This window comes from Sporosarcina sp. Y1011 (assembly GCF_057669885.1).
Genome location: NZ_JBYHFP010000004.1, coordinates 280,076 through 298,817, shown reverse-complemented (window position 1 = coordinate 298,817; position 18,742 = coordinate 280,076). Strand labels below are relative to the sequence as shown.

The window sequence follows — 18,742 nt, the reverse complement described above, 5'->3', positions numbered from 1 at the left end:
TAACTATAACTATTTTAGCAATCTTCATGCCAAAAAGACAAGGGACAACCCTTATCAATTAGAACCTGCACACTTCTCCGTTAGCAAGCTGGATAGTGGTAGAACAACTTTTTCTCCGCCAATAATCTGCTGGTTTTGAAGATGAGGATTAAAGGAATAGAAGGAAGACAACCTATCGATGAAACTGGATTCAGTATCCGGGTAAAGTGCAAATAGCGTTTCAATAGTGTCCCCAGCAACTGTCGTAACAGTTATGGATGTACTTTTTTCTTCTTCACATTGTTTTTGTTCATTCTTAAAAGAAGCGAGTGGGATAGTGCCTTCCACTAAATCAATTCGGATGAAATGGAACGTTACGAAAAGTAAAACTGCGAGTAGTAGTATTCTCATGGAAATTCCCCCTTCCGCCACTATATGCACGTAAGAGGGGAATATTCATCTAGTTATTTTTGGATAATACTTAGCCGCCGCTGCGATATATGCTAGATGAATAGAAAATGTGATTACTGTACTGAAGGTTTTTAGTGCAGGCAAGAAATCGAGTCCTATCGTCATAAGAATTGGTAAGGTAATCGCAATAGCAGAAGTTCTCCACATATGACGATACTCACCACGTCTTTTCATCAGTTTCAACACAATTATTCCTATTAATCCAAAAAGACTAACCCTGAGGAATATATAGGAAGTGCTGATGACGAGTTGGAGCAGGAAAGCCATTGGATACACCAGTCCGCCAATTGTTTCACCGTGTTCCAATTGTTCGGGTGAGGCCTCGAAGAGAACCTCGTTCCCTCCCAGGTAACGTATGAATGAGAAGGTTGTAAAAATAGCAACAAAAATGAATATATAGCCGAACACCTTGCCAATCGGAAGTAAGCGGAATGCAGCAAGTTTCTTTGGTTCATGTAAGGATGCTTTAAATAGCTGATGGAACTTCATTTTCAACCTCCCTCATCTATTATAATTCTATCATTTTAGCCTAAACAATACCTGACAGAATGATGACACTTTGTAAATCGATTGTAAAGGGAATGTAAAGATTGCATCACTTCTATTTACAATTCGGTACAGCTATTCTCATAATAAGATGCACTATATAAAGTAAAATGGAGGTCGGCTCATAATGGAAGTTAACTGGCAGGAGATGTTGTTCCAGTTTCTTGGCGGACTCGGTATTTTCTTGTTCGCAATTAAGTATATGGGAGACGGACTTCAAAAAGCAGCCGGAGATAGATTGCGTGCAATTCTTGATCGTTTCACGACGAATCCGTTCATGGGCGTGCTGGTCGGAATTATTGTCACAGTCTTGATTCAGTCGAGTTCAGGTACGACTGTCATTACGGTGGGACTCGTCAGTGCCGGTTTCATGACACTTCGTCAAGCGATCGGCGTGATAATGGGCGCAAATATCGGGACAACGATTACAGCTTTTATCATCGGATTAGATGTAGGGGCCTATGCACTTCCAATTATGGCTGTTGGTGCATTTCTAATCTTTTTCATTAGAAAGAGCTCAATTAGAAACATGGGTGAAGTCATCTTTGGTTTTGGAGGTCTATTCCTGGGACTTGAACTAATGAGTGGAGGTATGAAGCCCCTCAGGGAATTGGAAACATTCACGGATCTTATGGTTTCTATGAGTGACCAACCAATGTTAGGTGTAGTTGTCGGAACGGTATTTACACTAATTGTTCAAAGCTCGAGTGCTACTGTTGGGATTTTACAGGGGCTTTATGCTGAAAATCTCGTAGACATCCACGGAGCACTACCAATTTTATTTGGTGATAATATTGGAACGACAATAACAGCAGTTCTTGCGTCAATCGGCGCATCAGTAGCGGCGAAGCGTGCAGCTGCTACACATGTATTGTTCAATATTGTTGGAACAATTATTTTTATGTTGTTACTGGTACCATTTACGGCATATGTAGTGTGGATATCAGATGTACTCAACCTTGAAAATAAAATGCAAATCGCATTTGCGCACGGTTCGTTCAACATTGCGAATACAATTATTCAGTTTCCTCTAATTGGAGCTTGGGCTTGGTTGGTTACAAAATTGATTCCCGGCGAAGATGTTACGATCGAGTACAAACCGAAACATCTGGACAGGCATTTTATAGAACAATCACCAGCTGTTGCAATTGGTCAAGCGAAAGAAGAAATCATTCGAATGGGTGAATTTAGTGTGCGTGGTTTGCAAGAGTCTTTTGAGTATTTGAAAACAGGCAATAAAAAACATGCGGAGACGGCATATCAGATAGAAGATGCCATCAATAACCTTGATCGTAAAATTACGGATTATTTAGTTGAGATTACATCAGTAAGTATTTCGCCGGTAGAATCTGCACGTCACTTTATGCTTATGGATACAGTACGGGATATTGAGCGGATAGGTGATCACTTCGAAAACATTGTGGAACTTATTGATTTCCGCGATGTAAACCGAGTTAAACTGACAGCTGACGCAATGAGTGACTTAACTGAAATGTTCACATTAACGATTGAAACAGTTCAAAAAGCCGTTGAATCACTTAACTCGAATGATGTTGAATTGGCGAGAATGGTGGCTGAAAAAGAGGTTCTCATTGATAGGATGGAACGGAAATTCAGAAAGAATCACATTTTAAGGCTAAATGAGGGTCGTTGTACAGCGCAATCGGGAATGGTGTTTGTCGATATTGTATCTAATTTAGAGCGAGTCGGTGACCATGCTGTGAATATCGCGGAAGCAATTCTTGGAAATAGAGCATAATCGTTTTTTAGGGGGATGAATTTATGGAGTTTGTAGGTTGGATTATTGCGATTGCTATGTTTATTATTGCTTTTGCCGGACTCGTATATCCAATCATTCCGTCAGCCCTCTTCATAGTTGGGGGGTTCCTTCTATATGGAATTATCGATACATTTGCCGGAATGACTATTTGGTTTTGGATTATTCAAGTGTTGTTCGTTATCTTGTTGTTCGGTGCAGATACATTGTCGAATCTCGTCGGTGTGAAAAAATTCGGTGGTTCTAAGGCTGGTATGTGGGGAAGTACAATCGGACTTTTAATCGGTCCTTTTGTTATTCCGGTTGCGGGTATTTTAATTGGCCCATTTCTAGGAGCAGTCATTGCAGAACTCGCCGTATCGCGCTCGGGAGTGAAGCGGGCGGTAAAAACGGGTATCGGTTCGCTAGTCGGATTTTTAACTTCAGTGGTGACAAAAGGGCTAGTTATGGTTATTATGATTGCTGTATTTGTATTCTATGTTAGATAAAAAATGATGAAATAGTCCATTTTGTTTGAACGTTTTCAATAATTTTGCTAATGTTGATTGCGTAACGTATTTATGAATCTCTCGAGGAGGAATGTACAAATGGCTTACAAACTACCAGAACTACCTTATGCAGAAAATGCACTAGAACCACACATTGACAAAGAAACGATGAACATTCACCACACGAAACACCATAATGCATATGTGACGAACTTGAATAACGCTCTAGAAGGAAATGAAGAACTTTTAAACAAATCAATCGAAGATCTAATTGCGAATCTTGATGCAGTTCCAGAAGACAAACGTACTGCTGTCCGCAACAATGGCGGAGGTCATGCGAACCACTCACTATTCTGGGAACTACTTTCACCAGAAGGCGGCGGTAATCCTTCAGGTGCACTAGCGGAAGCGATAGATAAGAAATTCGGTAGTTTTGATGCATTCAAGGAAGAGTTTGCTAAAGCAGGGGCAACTCGTTTCGGATCTGGATGGGCATGGCTTGTACTAAACGGCGGAGAGCTTGAAATCATGTCAACTCCAAACCAAGATTCACCAATCATGGAAGGTAAAACGCCTCTTCTTGGTCTTGACGTTTGGGAGCATGCATATTACTTGAACTATCAAAATCGTCGTCCTGACTACATTTCAGCATTCTGGAATGTTGTTAATTGGGATGCGGTAGCAAAACGTTTCAGTAATTAATTTTTATTCTACTTAATTCTTCGATGAAAAGGAACCAAGCACACATCTTGTTCGTCAAGATGTGTGCTTTTCCATTTTTGAATGTTATAATTCAACATGGATAAACGGAGAAAGGAGGACAATATGAAAAAGAAGATAGGTAAGGCGGATCAAGCTAAAATACGCCAACGGAAACATATCGCTTTTCGGATGAACTTCCTATTCTTTTCTATTTTTATCCTGTTTTCAATGTTAATTTTCCGTCTTGGCTATTTACAAATCGTCAAAGGTGAAGATTATTCCCGTGCGCTGGAAAGAACGGAAGAAATCGCCGTTAATACAAGCGTACCTCGGGGCAGGTTATTTGATAGAATGGGGCATGTCCTAGTTGATAATGATCCGAAAAATGCCATTACATATACGAAGACGACATCTACCAGTTCGCTAGAAATGCTGAATATCGCTAAAAAACTATCCGACTTGATTGAACAAGATACAAAAAGGATAACAATGGGCGATAAAAGGGACTTTTGGATATTAAATCATCCCGAAGAAGCAGTTAAAAAAGTTTCTGAAAAAGAATTGATGACGCTTCAGAAGGATAGTTCACTTTCACGAATGGAAGTTCAGCGGAAGATAAATGGACTTACACGAGAACGAGTTACGAAAAAGGAAATAGATTCTTTCTCTGAAAAAGATCTTGAGGTGTTGGCGATTTACAGGGAAATGATGTCAGGTTATGCTTATTCTCCGCAAATCGTTAAAAGTGGAGATGTCTCGGAAGAGGAATTCGCAGTAGTGTCCGAGCGCCTTGGAGAATTGCCAGGTGTCGATACAACGACGGACTGGGAAAGAGTTAAGAAATCGGATAATACGATCCTCGGATCAACTACAAGTCCGATTGAAGGTATTCCGAAATCAAGGGAAGATTACTTTTTGGCAAGAGATTACTCCAGGAATGACAGGGTTGGAAGAAGTTACATCGAACAATATTATGAAGAACTGCTAAAAGGACAGAAAACAATTGTAAAGAATATTAAAGACCGCAGCGGCCGTGTCGTCGAAACAAAGACAATAAACGAAGGCGAACCCGGTAAGGATTTAATATTAACGATTGATAGTGAACTGCAACAGGAACTCGAGAAAGTTGTGTCTGATAAACTTTTGGAATTGAAAAGGGGACCAAATTCGGGGGAACTGGAAAAGGCTTTCTTAGTTATGATGAATCCTAATAATGGCGAGGTTCTTTCACTTGTTGGAAAGCAAGTCGTTACTAATAAAGAAACAGGTAAGCTCGAAATTTGGGATTATGCATTTGGTACGTTCACTGCACTCCATGAAGCGGGTTCAACAATCAAGATGGCGACGCTTCTAACGGGGTATCAGGAAAATGTGGCACGTATCGGCGAAACGAAGATAGATGAACCAATTAGAATCGGTGGTTTTACAAAAAGATCACTGTTTAATCAAAACGGTAGGGTTGCTGTAAATGATATTGAAGCAATCGGTAGGTCTTCAAACGTATATATGTTCCGTATTGCATTGGCCTTGGCGAATTCTAACTATAGTTCTGAAGATTCGGCACGTATTAGAGCAAATGCATTTGATACGTTTCGACAATCATTCGCATCTTTCGGACTTGGGACAAAAACCGGTATTGACTTACCGGGTGAGTCAGGCGGCCTGATTGGCGATAGTAATTCAATAGGTATTTTAATGGATTTATCCATTGGGCAGTTCGATACTTATTCAACACTTCAGCTCGCCCAGTTTGTCTCTACGATCGCAAATGGCGGCTATCGGATAGCTCCTAAGGTACTTAAGGAGATTCGCGAACCTTCTGAAGATGGAAAAACTCTAGGCCCTCTTATTCAGGAGACGGACATTAAGGTTTTAAATAGAATAAAAAATACCGAAGCGGAGATCAACCAAGTGAAGCGCGGTATGCACTATGTCTATTACGGTCAAAACGGGACAGCCAGGAATCTCTTTGCTGGAAAAGATTATGATGCCGGTGGGAAGACGGGAACCGCACAAGCATTCAGTTCAGGAAAACCGACAATCAATTTATCACATGTCGGCTTTGCCCCTTTTGAAAACCCTGAAATTGCATATGCAATCATAATTCCTAACATATCGACAAATCAGAGAAGCTATCCATATGCGCAGAATGAAATTATTCAGCAAGCTGTGGACAAATATTTCACTCTGAAGGCAACAAGGGCTTCAGAAGGAATCACACCAAGCGTAACTCAACCAATCATCCAGGCACCTGAAGTGGAAACTGGTAAATAGAAAGAAAGTAGGGAAGCCAGAAAAATGGTTTCCCTACTTTCTATTTTACAGTCGTTATTTCTTTAGCAATAGCATGGAAATCCATTGACGAATCTACTTTATGTTCACCAATCTGAATTTTACCCGTTAGCCCATTACCAGCAAGAAAGGCATCAAATATGGATGCATCTTCTATAATACCCATTCTTTCCAAATCAGCTGAGACGATTGCAGAATTCGAACCCGATTCAATCATTAAGATTGTCCTGATAGCAGTGTCTGTGGTTGTGGAGTTACTTTCAGTTACAAAATCTTGCTTGTCATTCACTTTCTCCTCATTCTTCGCTAGGTCAGGCTCCTTAACGGTTGATATGGTTTGAGCGATAGCTAATAGTTCTTTTGTTTTGGCGAGTTCCTCTCGAAGTTCTACGACTTCACTTTGCGATTGCTGTGCTTTGGAAGGAGTTATGCGTTCGCTTTCGTTGATGAAATAGAGAATCCCTCCGGCGAGAATACACGCGGTCCCGAGTATGCGTAACATATCCTTTATCATGAAACCACACCTCTAGATTGCAATACTGTCATTACCTCTCCGTTTGTTAAGGAAGAGCGATTAGCAATATCATTAACGGAATATCCTTGGGAATGTAAAGACAAGATTTGGTTAACGATGATTTCATGTACTGGTTTTGTTTGCTTTTTAGCTGTATTGCTTGAAGGGAGAGAACCGGCACCAATCATTAACTCTTCTTCGATAGTTTTAACTCTTTTTTTTAGGCTATTCGTTTCTTGGTGGAGACTAATTGAAACTTTCTCCAATTCGTCCGCATAGTGGGACGCGGAATTACCGATAAAAAATGATGCCAGTATACTTATAAGTCCAATAACAAGAAGAATTATCGGAATGTCCATTTCATCACTTCCTTTGCTTGCTTCTTTTGCTACCATTTTACCATATGCATTTCGTTATGGTAATTTCAATCTTTCTAGTGGACATATACTTCTGATGTGGTACACTTAATTAGTCGTATAAATCATGCTCATATAAAATTTTACATTCCTGATGAGTGGGAGGGACCAACAATGCGCGTAAATATTACACTTGCTTGCACAGAATGCGGTGAGCGCAATTATATTTCAAAGAAAAACAAGCGTAACAATCCAGAACGGATTGAAATGAAAAAATACTGCTCACGTGAAAAGAAACAAACTTTGCATCGTGAAACGAAATAATCGCTCAGACCAAAACCTTCATCGGTTTTGGTCTTTTCATTTCAGAACTGGGGGTAAGAAAATTGAGTAAAGATTTTTTGAGGAGACAAATGATAGTTACATTGAATAATATGAGCAACGCAGATCACAAAAAGAAGTCGTTGGAAATTACTCAAAAAGTACTTGAATCGGATGAATTTCAAAGTGCGAGCACAATCGGGATAACGATTTCTCGTTATCCCGAAGTGGACACACGTGCGCTTATCGAAGCGGCTTGGAAAACTGGGAAACGAATTGCTGTACCTAAATGTTTGCATGCAACCCGTGAAATGGATTTTCGTTCTATTACTACGTTCAACAGTTTAGAAACGGTCTATGTCAATCTTTTGGAACCAATTATCGAAGAAACGGTTCCTGTTGCAAAACATGAAATTGATTTGCAAATTGTACCCGGCGTAATTTTTTCCGATGAGGGTTACAGAATTGGTTTTGGTGGGGGTTATTATGACCGTTACATGAGCGATTTTAAAGGTGCTACATTATCATTGGCATTTTTATGCCAGACAGGTCAAGAGGTCCCTATTGAATCCCACGATGTTCCTGTCAGTAAAATTTTTACCGAAGAAAAGGTTATCATCAGCCAAAATGGAGGAGACTGTGAGTGAAAGACTTTTATGGGGTCCTCCAATTACTAAAGCGATTTGGCATATATGTCTATACAGGAAATAAAATTGATGATATTGATTTTGTACAATCCGAAGTAAAGGACTTATACGAAAGTGGACTCCTGATGAAGGAAGACTACTTGAAAGCTATCCTCATATTACGTCAAGAAGCAGCTAAATTATGAAATAGGGACTGGGAATATCATTCTCATGAACTTTTTTCAACGCATTGTGAAACTATTGTTCAGTTACAACGTCTAAAATGTAGTAAGATTAAGAACGACTTGTTTTTATATCAACTTTTTTGAAAGGAAGAGAAGGAATGAAAAAAATAGTATGGCCTAAACATTCCGTACTCATCGTCGCAATTGTCGCAACATGGTTAACAACATATTTCGGTTATATTACAAGTTTTAATATGAAAATCGATAATATGATGCAGGAATTCATTCTGTTTTTGAATCCTCTTAGTTTTCTTCTATTCGTATATGGCATTGCACTATTCATCAAGAGTACGAAAAGACGTAACTTCTATTTACTTACAGTAAGTATGTTAACTTCAATTATTATGTTTAGTAATGCAGTTTTTTATAGATTCTTTAATGACTTCATTACTGTACCTGTTCTATTTCAAACGAGTAACTTCAGTGATCTTACATCATCGGTTACTGCCAATATTCATGCAACGGATATATTTTTTTTCACGGACGTGCTAATCATCTTGTTGGCAATCCGCTTTATTCCGAAAAATAATAGCGTTGAACAACGAAGTAAAATTGCACGCAAACTTTACTTTGTCATGTCAGCTGCAATTATGATGGTGAATTTGGGCCTAGCCGAAATGGAAAGACCACAATTATTAACACGTAGTTTTGATAGAGAACTTCTCGTGAAAAATATCGGAACGTATAACTACCATATTTATGATTTGTTCATTCAGTCCAAGACCCACGCTCAACGTGCGCTTGCAGATGGCAGTGAACTTGTCGAAGTAAGTAACTATATTAATGCGAACTACGCTGCTCCCGATCCAGAGATGTTTGGTGCTGCGGAAGGTCGTAATGTAATTGCCATCTCTCTAGAGTCCTTACAGTCGTTTGTCATTAATGAAGAGATGGATGGACATGTCATTACACCATTTTTAAACGAATTATCGAAGGATCCTGATACATTCTATTTTCCTGAGTTTTATCATAACACCGGTTTAGGGAAGACGTCGGATTCAGAGTTCATTCTTGAAAATTCACTTTACCCTAGAAATGGTAGCGCAGTATTCTTCACGAATAGCGGAAATACGTACAATTCAATGGCCGAAAGACTTGGCGAAGAAGATTACTTCACAAATGTAATGCATGCAAATAATCGGAGTTTCTGGAATAGAGATATCATGTATAACTCTCTAGGAATCGATAAATTCTATGATTTAGAAAGTTACAGTGTGGGTGAGGGGCAAGCAGTCAACTGGGGTATGAAAGACATACCATTCTTAGAACAGTCAGTGGACATTATGAAAGATATGCCGCAGCCTTTCTATTCGAGATTGCTTACATTAACTAACCACCATCCATTCACATTGGATGAAGAAGATAAACTTATTCCAGAGTATACATCCAATTCAGCTACATTGAATAGATATTTCCAAGCCGTGCGATATATGGATGAGGCTATCAAAGTTCTCTTCGATGACTTGAAAGCAAACGGTTTGTATGATAATTCAATTATCGTCATGTATGGCGATCATTACGGCATTTCCGAAAATCATAATAAGGCAATGGGAATGTACTTAGATAAAGAGATTACACCTTTTGATAATGCGAAACTGCAAAGGGTTCCACTGTATATCCATATTCCGGGTCATGGAAAAGGAAAAACAGTTGACCAAGTTTCATCACAAGTAGACTTGAAACCTACAATTCTTCACTTAATGGGTATAGATACCAAGGATGATATGCAACTTGGTGCTGACATCTTCTCTCCAAGTCATGAACCATTTACAATTTTCCGTGATGGACGTTTTGTAACTGATAAAAATGTCTATACGCAAGAGGTTTGTTATGATAGTGAAACCGAAGAGGAAACTGATATAAGCGAGTGTGAGCCGTTTATTGAACGTGCTATGACTGAGCTTAATTATTCGGATATGATTATTAACGGAGACTTACTTAGATTTAAAGATGAACAGACAAATTTACCTGCAGTAAATAGTAAAGAATAAAAGTGAATTGGATCTGCACGGAACTTTCCGTGCAGCCTTTTTTTAACCTAAATACGGAAAAGGGGGAGACGCGGTGAGAAAAAGGTTATTCATCTTTTGTGTAGCACTCCTGTTGGTAACAGGATGTACAGAAGAGACTGATGAAATCATTGAAAACTCAAAAGACCTTGAAGAAAATGCAATTAAAGAAGTGAAAGAAAAAGAAATTAGTAAGTCATTAACTGCTGACTCCGCAAAGTTCCATTTTGTAGTGGATTGGTTAACAGAGACAAAGATTGTCTATGTCGAAAAGGAAAATGGGCTTTATCTATTGAAAACATTTGATTTGGAATCAGGTCAATCAGATATTGTTTATGAAGAAAGTTCAATAATTATTGATGTTCTAATCCACCCTTCTAAGAATTTTTTTTTACTACATACTAGCGATAATTCCACTTCTGCAATAATTAAGATAGTAAGTATGGATGGCGCGATACATGATGAAATTACAGTTGCATCCACAGAGTTGGAAATTGAATGGAACGATATCGATCCATCACTCATCCTTTTCACAGCTTTTCATGAAGATTGGACATTCGATTTGCTATTATATAATGGGGAAAAGAAATCTCTAGAACTTTTAGCGATTGAAGATCCTTTTCCGAAATGGCTTGGCAAAGACAAGGTTGTAGTCAGTCAAATTGAGGGGCACATACTTGATGGAGGGGAAATACATATTTTTGAGCCCGCCACTGAAAAATGGGACCAATTAGAGATGGATGAAGTCGTTTATTTTGATACATATGAAGAGTCACTGCTTGTTGTTACAGTGAATGAGGAGACAGATGCGCATTACTCCATTATGGACAAGGACGGAAAGATTCGTTCTGAATGGATGATGCCTGTTATTAGTAATTATTCAGAATGGGTTATCCCTAAAGTTGAATGGATTTCAAAGGATACCGTATTGCTTCCTTCTCCTGTAGAGGGAGGGCAACTTGATGAACTCCTATCACCCTATCGACTAATACGAGTAACTGAAGGACGTCAAGATGTTGTAGCTGATGAAATCGCATCTGGCCTTCTTCGTTGTTCACCTTCGGGAGAAAAATGTTTAACAGGCAATTCCTCGGAAAATTTGATTGATGTAGTTTCTGCGGTTGAGAATTTGTGGCTAAATTTCACTGAATGATAGAACACTTAGACTGGGCGTCTGCTAAAGCACGACCCGGATGGTTTTGTGAATTGACTATATTTTGAGAAGTTAATAGTTCTATTCAAAAAAAATCTCTCCTGCGAATTAATGCAGGAGAGATTTTTTGCTCTTATTATGCAGTAGGTGGGAACCCTTGAAAAACAAGTGTAGCAATTGTGAAGCCGCCGAAAATAACTGCAGCTCCAAGATTAAATAAAATACTTAAAGCGTTTCGTTGCTTGAATGCTTGGACTGTACCAACAACCGCTAAGATTGCGATGAGTCCAAAAATGACCATCAATAAGTTCATAGGGATGACACTCCTTTCAACAATAAAAAATGAATGCCGATTTAGCGATATTCCTCTTCTATTGTACTGTTTCCAATCATTTTTGTCGAGGTATATAAGTGACGATTATTTGAAATTGTATTTCATCTTGCGTAATATGTTTTGAAGGAGGTGGAGGCCATGCTTAAAATCAATACATACTCGCTTGGACCGATACAGACAAATTGTTACATCATAAGTGATGAAGCAGGTAATTGCCTAATCATAGATCCGGGTGAAGAAAGTGGACGGCTTATTAATAAGATAAAAAGCAAGGAACTAACACCGATTGCGGTTCTTCTGACTCATGGGCACTTCGATCATATCGGAGCAGTTGAGAGTATTAGAGATCGTTATAACATTCCAGTCTATATTCATGAAGAGGAGCAGGATTGGCTACTGGATCCAAAACTGAATGGATCTGCTAAATATCCACAACTACCGGATATATATTGCAAAAAAGCAGATGAAATTATTATCAATGAAGGAATAATGTCTATTGGACCATTTACTTTTGAGGCAAGGCATACACCTGGCCATTCTCCAGGAAGTGTTTCGTATGTCTTTACATCATCCCGCTTCGCGATTGTAGGAGATACATTATTCAAGCAAGGTGTTGGTAGGACGGATTTACCTGGTGGAAATACGGGAGTTTTACTTACATCTATTCATGACAAGTTATTATCTTTAGATGATGATTTTGTTATTTACCCTGGACATGGAGCGCCAACAAATCCCGGGGATGAAAAAGACTCAAACCCTTTTTTGAACGGATTTTAAGCGAATGATTCATTTAAAACAAAAAAACAGCCAGAAATAGGCTGTTTTTTTGTATGTACTATTAGTGGCCAGCGCCAGGTACGTGAATAAACGTTGAGTAGTAGCTGAAACCAACCATAAACACCATCAGATAAGCTCCGAATAGGTACATGTACATACGCTCTGTCAGGTTCAAATATCCAAGTAGTAGGAAGAACCCTGTGTTCGCAACAAAAAGAAGTGCGGCTGGCAGCATGTCTCCAATATAAAACATTACTGCGAAAATACCAGTCCAGAAGCCCATCAACTTAAACATGTTATCCATGTGCGTCCCTCCTTAATAAAACATTACAATAAGCTCCCATTCATTATAAAGGATAACAACTGCAGATGTAAACTCCAATCGTTCTTTCATTGTGACAAAGACGTGTATAAGCTGTATTTTTATGAAAAATGAGATTTACTAGGTAAAAAAAGGCCAAATATGAAATATCCCTTCTTTTCCGCGATACACAATTCGACTTTGAAGGAAAGTATTCCAATCTGCAATTCAAAATCGTATAATATGACATAGGTTGAATGCAGATTATTCAACCTATTAAACAGTTAAATACCGTTACATTTAAAAAAGAAAGAGGGGTGTTTAATGATTAGAAATGACAACGTAGTAGAACAGAAAAGTTTTCAACTCTTAGAAAAAGCGATTAAATATGAAGCTTCAGATATCCACCTTATCCCCACGAAGGAAGGATATGATATATCCTTCAAAAAAGATTTGAAACTGGATCGGTCTGGAACAATTCCCCCACAGTTAGCGGGCCGTATGATTTCATTTTACAAATTTTTGTCCTCACTCGACATCAGCGATAAACGTAAACCCCAAAGTGGTTCATTTCACAAACAATTCCAAGGAGAGAATTTTTCTTTTCGCGTATCAACAATCCCTTCAATTCAAATGAAAGAAAGTGTTGTCATCCGGCTGCAAAGGCATGACCGAATTGTTTCCATCGACGAGCTCTGTATGGAGAAAGAATGGGCAGATAAATTGCGTCAGGCGATGTCTGAGCCGCAGGGACTGCTTCTATTGACCGGTCCGACTGGAAGCGGGAAGACGACCACTATCTATTCTTTAACGGCCCATTGTGTAAATAATCTTGAGCGACATGTGATTACATTGGAAGATCCTGTTGAAAATAATCATTCACATCTTCTACAAATTCAAGTAAATGAGCGTTCCGGCATGACATACTCCGCTGGCCTTAAAGCGATATTGCGCCATTCACCTGATGTGATCATGATAGGTGAAATTCGAGACAGTGAAACCGCTAAAATCGCAGTTCAAGCAGCATTGACCGGTCATTTGGTATTAACTACAGTTCACTCCAAGGATCCTGTCGGTTGTTTTTATAGGATGATGGATTTTGGTGTTTCCGCAGAAGAATTAAGGCAAACAATCGTATGCATTTCAGCCCAACGCCTAATTCGAAATAGTTCCGGTGAAAGAGGGGCTGTATTTGAAATTATTCAAGGAGATAGGCTTGCCCAAATTACTGACTCAATTATGAGCGGGGAAAGAGTAATCGTACCGGATGATTTAAAAGTGGAGTCGCTCATCCGGAAATATAGCCACTCAAGTGTGATACGGGATGGATAGACGTTTAAGTAAATCAATGTTGCGTAAAAAGAGAACTCTTCAAAATCGACCGGTATTTCTGAAAAGACTAGCTGTTTTACTAACAGAAGGCTATACATTCTATGATGGCGTTACTTTACTATTGCCGCATCATATGAAGGATTTTCATCCAATGTTGGAAATGATGGATGCCGATTTTAAAGAAGGTTTTGGGGTGACCCACGTGTTGGCGCGGTTAGGATTTTCATCGGGGGTACTTCTTCCTGTTGCGATTGCGGAAATAGATGGGCGCGTTGCACAAGCTTTGGAGGGGGTGTCTGTACGTCTCGAAAGAGCTGAAGAAAAAAAGAAAAAATTAAAAAACCTATTAATTTATCCGATTTTCCTTTTTCTTATTATTTCAGCACTGCTAATAGCGTTTCGTAAGTTTTTTCTGCCCAATATGGAAAATCTTGCAATTTCAAGGGGAAATGAAGGGGATGGGTTCGTTTCTATGTTGCCCTCACTTGTTACGAAAATTCCTGATGTCATTATAAGTATTGCGTTAATAACGGCACTGCTCACGGTTATTGGCATCTTTGCTTATAGTAAACTGCTACCCGAAACTAAAATACAAGTAATGATGACTATTCCTATCGCAGGAAGTTTTTTTTCAACAGTAAAGACCCGAGACTTTTCAAGTGAAGTTGGAAGCTTACTTCAATCGGGATTATCTATGCAAGACGCGCTAGATATATTAATTCATCAAAAAGTGGATTCAGTGTTAAGTGAAATTGCTGGAAATGTAAAAGAACAAGTCATTTTCGGAGAATCATTTCATACTGCTGTCAGCAGAACAAAGGGATTAAAGGAGCAGTTATCTGCATTTGCCAAACATGGTGCGGATAGCGGTTTTCTACCGAAAGAGTTGCAACTGTACAGCGAGCAACTCAGTGAAACAATCGACGAAAATCTGACAAAGGCTTTAGCGGTTCTTCAACCAGCTTTATTCAGTATCATCGCAATTTGTATTTTAGCAGCGTATCTCGCGTTATTATTACCCGTTTACGGAATGATGGATAAATTATAGGAGGGGTTATATGAAATTAATTCGTAATGAAAAAGGGTTCACATTAATCGAAATGAAGGGGGGGATGAACGTCTACTGGCGACACACACCCCTAATTCAATGTGGGCAAGGCTTTGTCACGTTTTGTTGGGTGGTCGGGAAATGGATCGTAAGCTATGGGAACTGTTATTTCGATAGGGGCACCTGCAATTTCGGAAATTAAAATTAATTTGTCACGATGCAGAACACCTGTGGGAAATAGATTTCCGAAAGTATTAGATTGCTCAAAAGGTGATAATTCAGTGTCAAAACTTTGAGCGACTTGAAATAAATCAGCAATCATTTCATAACCCCATTCGTTAGATAAAAGAAGTTCATTCTTCGCATTAATTTCTTTCAGTTGTTTTTCTAGTGACACAATAAGTTCTTCCGATTCGGCATTTCTCTCAAGGTATTTGTCTTTTTTAATGTTCCCGTCTAGATATAATTCTAGCAACCGGTCGGATTGCAGTTTGGTTTTATTCAAAGTAGCTTCTATAGATTTAAGTTGTGATTTTACATTCGCAGCATCTTTTTGTTTTCTATCAAACTCTATATACTTGTTAGCGAGCGTTTCACTGCTGATTATATCTTTTAGAGCTTTACGTACGTTATCCTCTAATCGAAGGGTATTTACCCCCATGTCGCATGTTGTACGGTCCTTCAATCGCATTCGACGACCATGTCTAAGATAAAAGTTTTTATTCTTTCCATAACCGTATTGAGCAACCGCTAATTTCCTTCCACATTCGGCGCAACTAAAGTACGTCCGACGAAATAAGTGTAATTCATTATTTTTAACTGCAGTAGGTTTAAAAGTCATTGTTCTTTTCGCCTGTTGTCGTTGGATTTCATCGTAAGTCTCTTTCGTGCGCAGCGGGGGATACATGTTTTCAATGCTGATAGTTTCTCCATCTTTAAATGTCTTCTCCATCACCCCATGAAATGCTTTTGATCTAAGGCGTCGCATAATCAATGTATCATTCCAGTGCTTTCCTGACGGTGTTCTGCATATCTCGTCTAATCTACTAGCGATTGTGGATAAGCCTATCTGTTCATTCAAATACAGGTTATCGATAAAACCTATAGTCCAAGCCCATTCATCATCTATTTCGTATTTTTGGGTTACTTTATCAAATACATACCCGAACGGTGCCTTTCCATAACCTTTACCCTCACGCATACGTTGCTTTTTTCCATTCATCATACGACGAACCACTGATTTTCTTTCGCGCTGAGCAATTAGGTTTTTCAAATCCGAGAAAAACACATCGTCATCATTGGTTAAGTCTGTAATTCTTCCAGGTTCAGCAATTTTCACTTTGTTTTTACGGAGTACATCTTTTAGGAACTCCCATTCAAGCGTGTCCAAGCGCGAAAGTCGGTCTTGGTCAAATACTAGAACAACGTCTGTTTTCCCGTCCTCCACGTCATCTAACAGGGTGTTAAGACCATCCTTGTCGAGTTTATTACCCGATTCATTATCTTGATAAGTAGCTACGATAGTCCAGTCCATAGATTCCGCGTATCTCGTTAATTCAGTTCTTTGACCTTCTAGGCTAAACTTTTTTTCTTGCATTCTAGTAGAAACCCGGATGTAGATAATTACTCTCATGTTAAAAACTCCTTTCTATAGAATAGGAGCAGCTGAGTTGGATGAGACTTTGCTGCTCCTTTTTAATTGCTAAGGCTAGCGATTAAAGTGTTTGTTCCGATCGTATCGCTTTTCCGATTATTTTAACCGGATTATCCTTTGTAACAAAGATTGGTTCGTGTGTAGGATTGTCAGGCATCAGTATAATCATGTCGCCTTGTTTTTTCACTCTTTTCAATGTCGCCTCCGTGTTACCGTTAAAGGTTACAGCTGCTATTTCCCCGTTCTCCACATTTGATTGCTCACGTATCATTACCATTGAGCCGTTTGGTATCGTCGGGTGCATAGAGTCACCTTTCGCTTCTAGGTAAATAAGATTACCGGCTGGCAAACCTTCCTCTAATACAGTGCGGTAATTTTCGTAGTTTTCTTCTACTAGAATTGGATCTCCGCAAGCAATATATCCGAGTATAGGGATTCTGACAGCACGTTGCGATACATCTATTAGATTTGTAGGTTTCATTTCTGTTAGAGCGGAACGACCAACATTGAAGTATTCGGCCATGAGTTGCAAGTTTTTTAATCCAGGATACCTTTTTCCATTAATCCAACTAGACACAGTTGTTTCCGCTATCCCCAAATCTCTTGCCATATCGGTTTGTTTAATCCTTTTTCGGTCTAATAAACCCTGAATATTTTCGGACAATATTTCTCTTTGACGGGTAACTGTTATGTCTTCCTTCATTAAATAACCCTCCTATCAATTTTTATTTTACACAAATAGTGCAGAAAATGCAAAGTTAATTATGAATATACTGCACTTTATGTGTTGACCGTGCACTTAAAGTGTAGTATTGTTTATATATCGACTAAGAAAGGGATTTACATGATACAACAACACATGGATTTAAGTTTGAAGGCAGGAGTCGAAAGAGGTTTCACATAAGATACATTAGTCGAAAAGTTAGGTGTATCAAAGAGAACTATAGTTCGTTGGAGAAATAGGGAGGTGGAAATTAAACCTTACGTTATTTATTCACTGGCTTATGTATTCCGAATGGACTCCGTAAGAGTTCTCAATCAAAAGTGTTTCTGTGTCTCGTACTGCACTTTAAGCGTAGTGTTAAATTTAAAATACCACTTTCAACAGTCGGCTGGGTAATGGACTAGAAATACATGGAAGAAAAAGTGAGTGGGAGGTAATCGAATGAATTCATTACCAATTGATCCAATTATCTTAAAGAAGCGCGGAGCAATTCCAGGATTGATTGCCAAACTATCCTATAAGGACGAAACGAAGGCAGTTGAATATCTACGTATTTGGGGAGAAAAGAGGATGCCCATTACGACATTACACGAAGTTTTGACTTCGGAATTGGAAATTCAACTCCAATGACAGACTGGGGAATGTTTAGTCTCTTTTTAGTAATCGTCGCAACTACCACGGTTGTCAGTTGGACTTGTAGCAAGTTGGGAGTGAGAAAGTATGACGGTGATTTAAACAGAAGGCGCAAGATTGTTCGCTAGAGGAAAATTTGTTAGAAGCATCAAGAAAAGCTTGGGTTGGTAATGAATGACTAACAATACCTGAAGAATTATAGATGCTAACAGCATCAGGGTTGTGGGTATCTATTCTTCTTGAATCTAGAATATCCTTTAATTCTTCAGGTTTTAGAATCTCTAAGGAAATTTAATCAACAATTGAGTATTTTCACCCCAAATCCTGAGCCGTACAGTATGTTTTTAAGCGTTCTTTCGAATATACCTTCTTGGACTTGTTTGACGGTAAAAACCCGCACGTAAATGCCTACAGTACCTTTAAAATCAGCATTCATTGTAACTATCCTTATCATAGAAGA

The 18,742-nt window shown here is 38.9% G+C and carries 21 protein-coding genes; 13 read left to right on the top strand and 8 right to left on the bottom strand.

Annotation, left to right across the window (positions count from 1 at the left end; translation table 11 throughout):
• Positions 1–54 precede the first annotated feature (54 nt).
• Together AC25Y5_RS07610 and AC25Y5_RS07605 are read right to left on the bottom strand one after the other, a co-directional pair.
• Positions 55–390, bottom strand: a complete 336-nt coding sequence (locus tag AC25Y5_RS07610) for a hypothetical protein (protein WP_482101817.1) — start codon at positions 388–390, stop codon at positions 55–57.
• A gap of 45 nt (positions 391–435) precedes the next feature.
• Positions 436–939 (bottom strand): DUF1189 family protein, encoded by a 504-nt coding sequence (locus AC25Y5_RS07605; RefSeq protein ID WP_488139788.1) that lies wholly within the window; start codon positions 937–939, stop codon positions 436–438.
• Positions 940–1,123: 184 nt separating this feature from the next.
• On the opposite strand from AC25Y5_RS07605, the gene AC25Y5_RS07600 reads away from it, so the two are divergent.
• The 4 genes from AC25Y5_RS07600 (at position 1,124) to AC25Y5_RS07585 (ending at position 6,237) form a co-directional block, all read left to right on the top strand.
• A complete protein-coding gene (locus tag AC25Y5_RS07600) occupies positions 1,124–2,755 on the top strand; it encodes a Na/Pi cotransporter family protein (protein ID WP_488139787.1) in 1,632 nt (543 codons plus the stop codon).
• A 23-nt stretch (positions 2,756–2,778) separates the two neighbouring features.
• On the top strand, positions 2,779–3,261 hold the full coding sequence (locus tag AC25Y5_RS07595; RefSeq protein ID WP_488139786.1) for a DUF456 domain-containing protein: 483 nt from the start codon (positions 2,779–2,781) through the stop codon (positions 3,259–3,261).
• Between the two features lie 99 nt (positions 3,262–3,360).
• The gene (locus AC25Y5_RS07590) at positions 3,361–3,963 is read left to right on the top strand and encodes a superoxide dismutase (RefSeq protein ID WP_488139785.1); all 603 of its coding nucleotides are present in this window, start codon (positions 3,361–3,363) and stop codon (positions 3,961–3,963) included.
• 123 nt (positions 3,964–4,086) lie between these two features.
• Positions 4,087–6,237: a peptidoglycan D,D-transpeptidase FtsI family protein gene (locus AC25Y5_RS07585; RefSeq protein ID WP_488139784.1), complete on the top strand. Its 2,151-nt coding sequence runs from the start codon at positions 4,087–4,089 to the stop codon at positions 6,235–6,237.
• A gap of 40 nt (positions 6,238–6,277) precedes the next feature.
• Here the strand turns inward: AC25Y5_RS07585 and AC25Y5_RS07580 are convergent, their stop codons facing one another.
• On the bottom strand, positions 6,278–6,769 hold the full coding sequence (locus tag AC25Y5_RS07580) for a hypothetical protein (protein ID WP_488139783.1): 492 nt from the start codon (positions 6,767–6,769) through the stop codon (positions 6,278–6,280).
• The gene (locus tag AC25Y5_RS07575; RefSeq protein WP_488139782.1) at positions 6,766–7,128 is read right to left on the bottom strand and encodes a hypothetical protein; all 363 of its coding nucleotides are present in this window, start codon (positions 7,126–7,128) and stop codon (positions 6,766–6,768) included. Before AC25Y5_RS07575 ends, AC25Y5_RS07580 begins: the two co-directional genes overlap by 4 nt.
• A gap of 171 nt (positions 7,129–7,299) precedes the next feature.
• On the opposite strand from AC25Y5_RS07575, the gene rpmG reads away from it, so the two are divergent.
• The 5 genes from rpmG to AC25Y5_RS07550 all read left to right on the top strand — a co-directional run bounded on the left by rpmG (position 7,300) and on the right by AC25Y5_RS07550 (position 11,479).
• Entirely contained in the window at positions 7,300–7,449 is a 150-nt protein-coding gene (gene rpmG, locus AC25Y5_RS07570; protein WP_179391711.1) for a 50S ribosomal protein L33, read from the top strand.
• Between the two features lie 62 nt (positions 7,450–7,511).
• Positions 7,512–8,093, top strand: coding sequence for a 5-formyltetrahydrofolate cyclo-ligase (locus AC25Y5_RS07565; RefSeq protein ID WP_488139781.1), 582 nt, complete (start codon positions 7,512–7,514; stop codon positions 8,091–8,093).
• The gene (locus tag AC25Y5_RS07560; RefSeq protein WP_482101808.1) at positions 8,090–8,278 is read left to right on the top strand and encodes a YqgQ family protein; all 189 of its coding nucleotides are present in this window, start codon (positions 8,090–8,092) and stop codon (positions 8,276–8,278) included. The genes AC25Y5_RS07565 and AC25Y5_RS07560 overlap by 4 nt, the downstream gene beginning before the upstream one ends.
• 137 nt (positions 8,279–8,415) lie before the next feature.
• Entirely contained in the window at positions 8,416–10,308 is a 1,893-nt protein-coding gene (locus tag AC25Y5_RS07555; protein ID WP_482101807.1) for an LTA synthase family protein, read from the top strand.
• A gap of 73 nt (positions 10,309–10,381) precedes the next feature.
• On the top strand, positions 10,382–11,479 hold the full coding sequence (locus tag AC25Y5_RS07550; protein ID WP_488139780.1) for a YqgU-like beta propeller domain-containing protein: 1,098 nt from the start codon (positions 10,382–10,384) through the stop codon (positions 11,477–11,479).
• A gap of 136 nt (positions 11,480–11,615) precedes the next feature.
• On the opposite strand, the gene AC25Y5_RS07545 is transcribed toward AC25Y5_RS07550, so the two are convergent.
• Positions 11,616–11,792, bottom strand: coding sequence for a DUF2759 family protein (locus AC25Y5_RS07545; protein WP_482101805.1), 177 nt, complete (start codon positions 11,790–11,792; stop codon positions 11,616–11,618).
• Between the two features lie 159 nt (positions 11,793–11,951).
• Here AC25Y5_RS07545 and AC25Y5_RS07540 point away from each other — a divergent pair, with 159 nt between their 5' ends.
• A complete protein-coding gene (locus AC25Y5_RS07540; protein ID WP_488139779.1) occupies positions 11,952–12,590 on the top strand; it encodes an MBL fold metallo-hydrolase in 639 nt (212 codons plus the stop codon).
• A 61-nt stretch (positions 12,591–12,651) separates the two neighbouring features.
• Here AC25Y5_RS07540 and AC25Y5_RS07535 read toward each other — a convergent pair whose 3' ends face one another.
• On the bottom strand, positions 12,652–12,894 hold the full coding sequence (locus AC25Y5_RS07535; RefSeq protein WP_482101803.1) for a DUF2626 domain-containing protein: 243 nt from the start codon (positions 12,892–12,894) through the stop codon (positions 12,652–12,654).
• A 321-nt stretch (positions 12,895–13,215) separates the two neighbouring features.
• Between AC25Y5_RS07535 and comGA the strand changes: the two genes are divergently transcribed.
• Both comGA and comGB read left to right on the top strand, forming a co-directional pair.
• On the top strand, positions 13,216–14,223 hold the full coding sequence (gene comGA / locus AC25Y5_RS07530; protein WP_488139778.1) for a competence type IV pilus ATPase ComGA: 1,008 nt from the start codon (positions 13,216–13,218) through the stop codon (positions 14,221–14,223).
• The gene (gene comGB / locus AC25Y5_RS07525) at positions 14,216–15,271 is read left to right on the top strand and encodes a competence type IV pilus assembly protein ComGB (protein ID WP_488139777.1); all 1,056 of its coding nucleotides are present in this window, start codon (positions 14,216–14,218) and stop codon (positions 15,269–15,271) included. The genes comGA and comGB overlap by 8 nt, the downstream gene beginning before the upstream one ends.
• A 91-nt stretch (positions 15,272–15,362) precedes the next feature.
• Here comGB and AC25Y5_RS07520 read toward each other — a convergent pair whose 3' ends face one another.
• Together AC25Y5_RS07520 and AC25Y5_RS07515 are read right to left on the bottom strand one after the other, a co-directional pair.
• The gene (locus AC25Y5_RS07520) at positions 15,363–16,904 is read right to left on the bottom strand and encodes a recombinase family protein (protein ID WP_488139776.1); all 1,542 of its coding nucleotides are present in this window, start codon (positions 16,902–16,904) and stop codon (positions 15,363–15,365) included.
• 82 nt (positions 16,905–16,986) lie between these two features.
• Entirely contained in the window at positions 16,987–17,628 is a 642-nt protein-coding gene (locus tag AC25Y5_RS07515; RefSeq protein ID WP_488139775.1) for a LexA family protein, read from the bottom strand.
• A gap of 462 nt (positions 17,629–18,090) precedes the next feature.
• On the opposite strand from AC25Y5_RS07515, the gene AC25Y5_RS07510 reads away from it, so the two are divergent.
• Complete coding sequence (locus tag AC25Y5_RS07510) at positions 18,091–18,279, top strand: hypothetical protein (RefSeq protein WP_488139774.1); 189 nt, start codon at positions 18,091–18,093, stop codon at positions 18,277–18,279.
• The last annotated feature ends 463 nt before the right edge of the window (positions 18,280–18,742 follow it).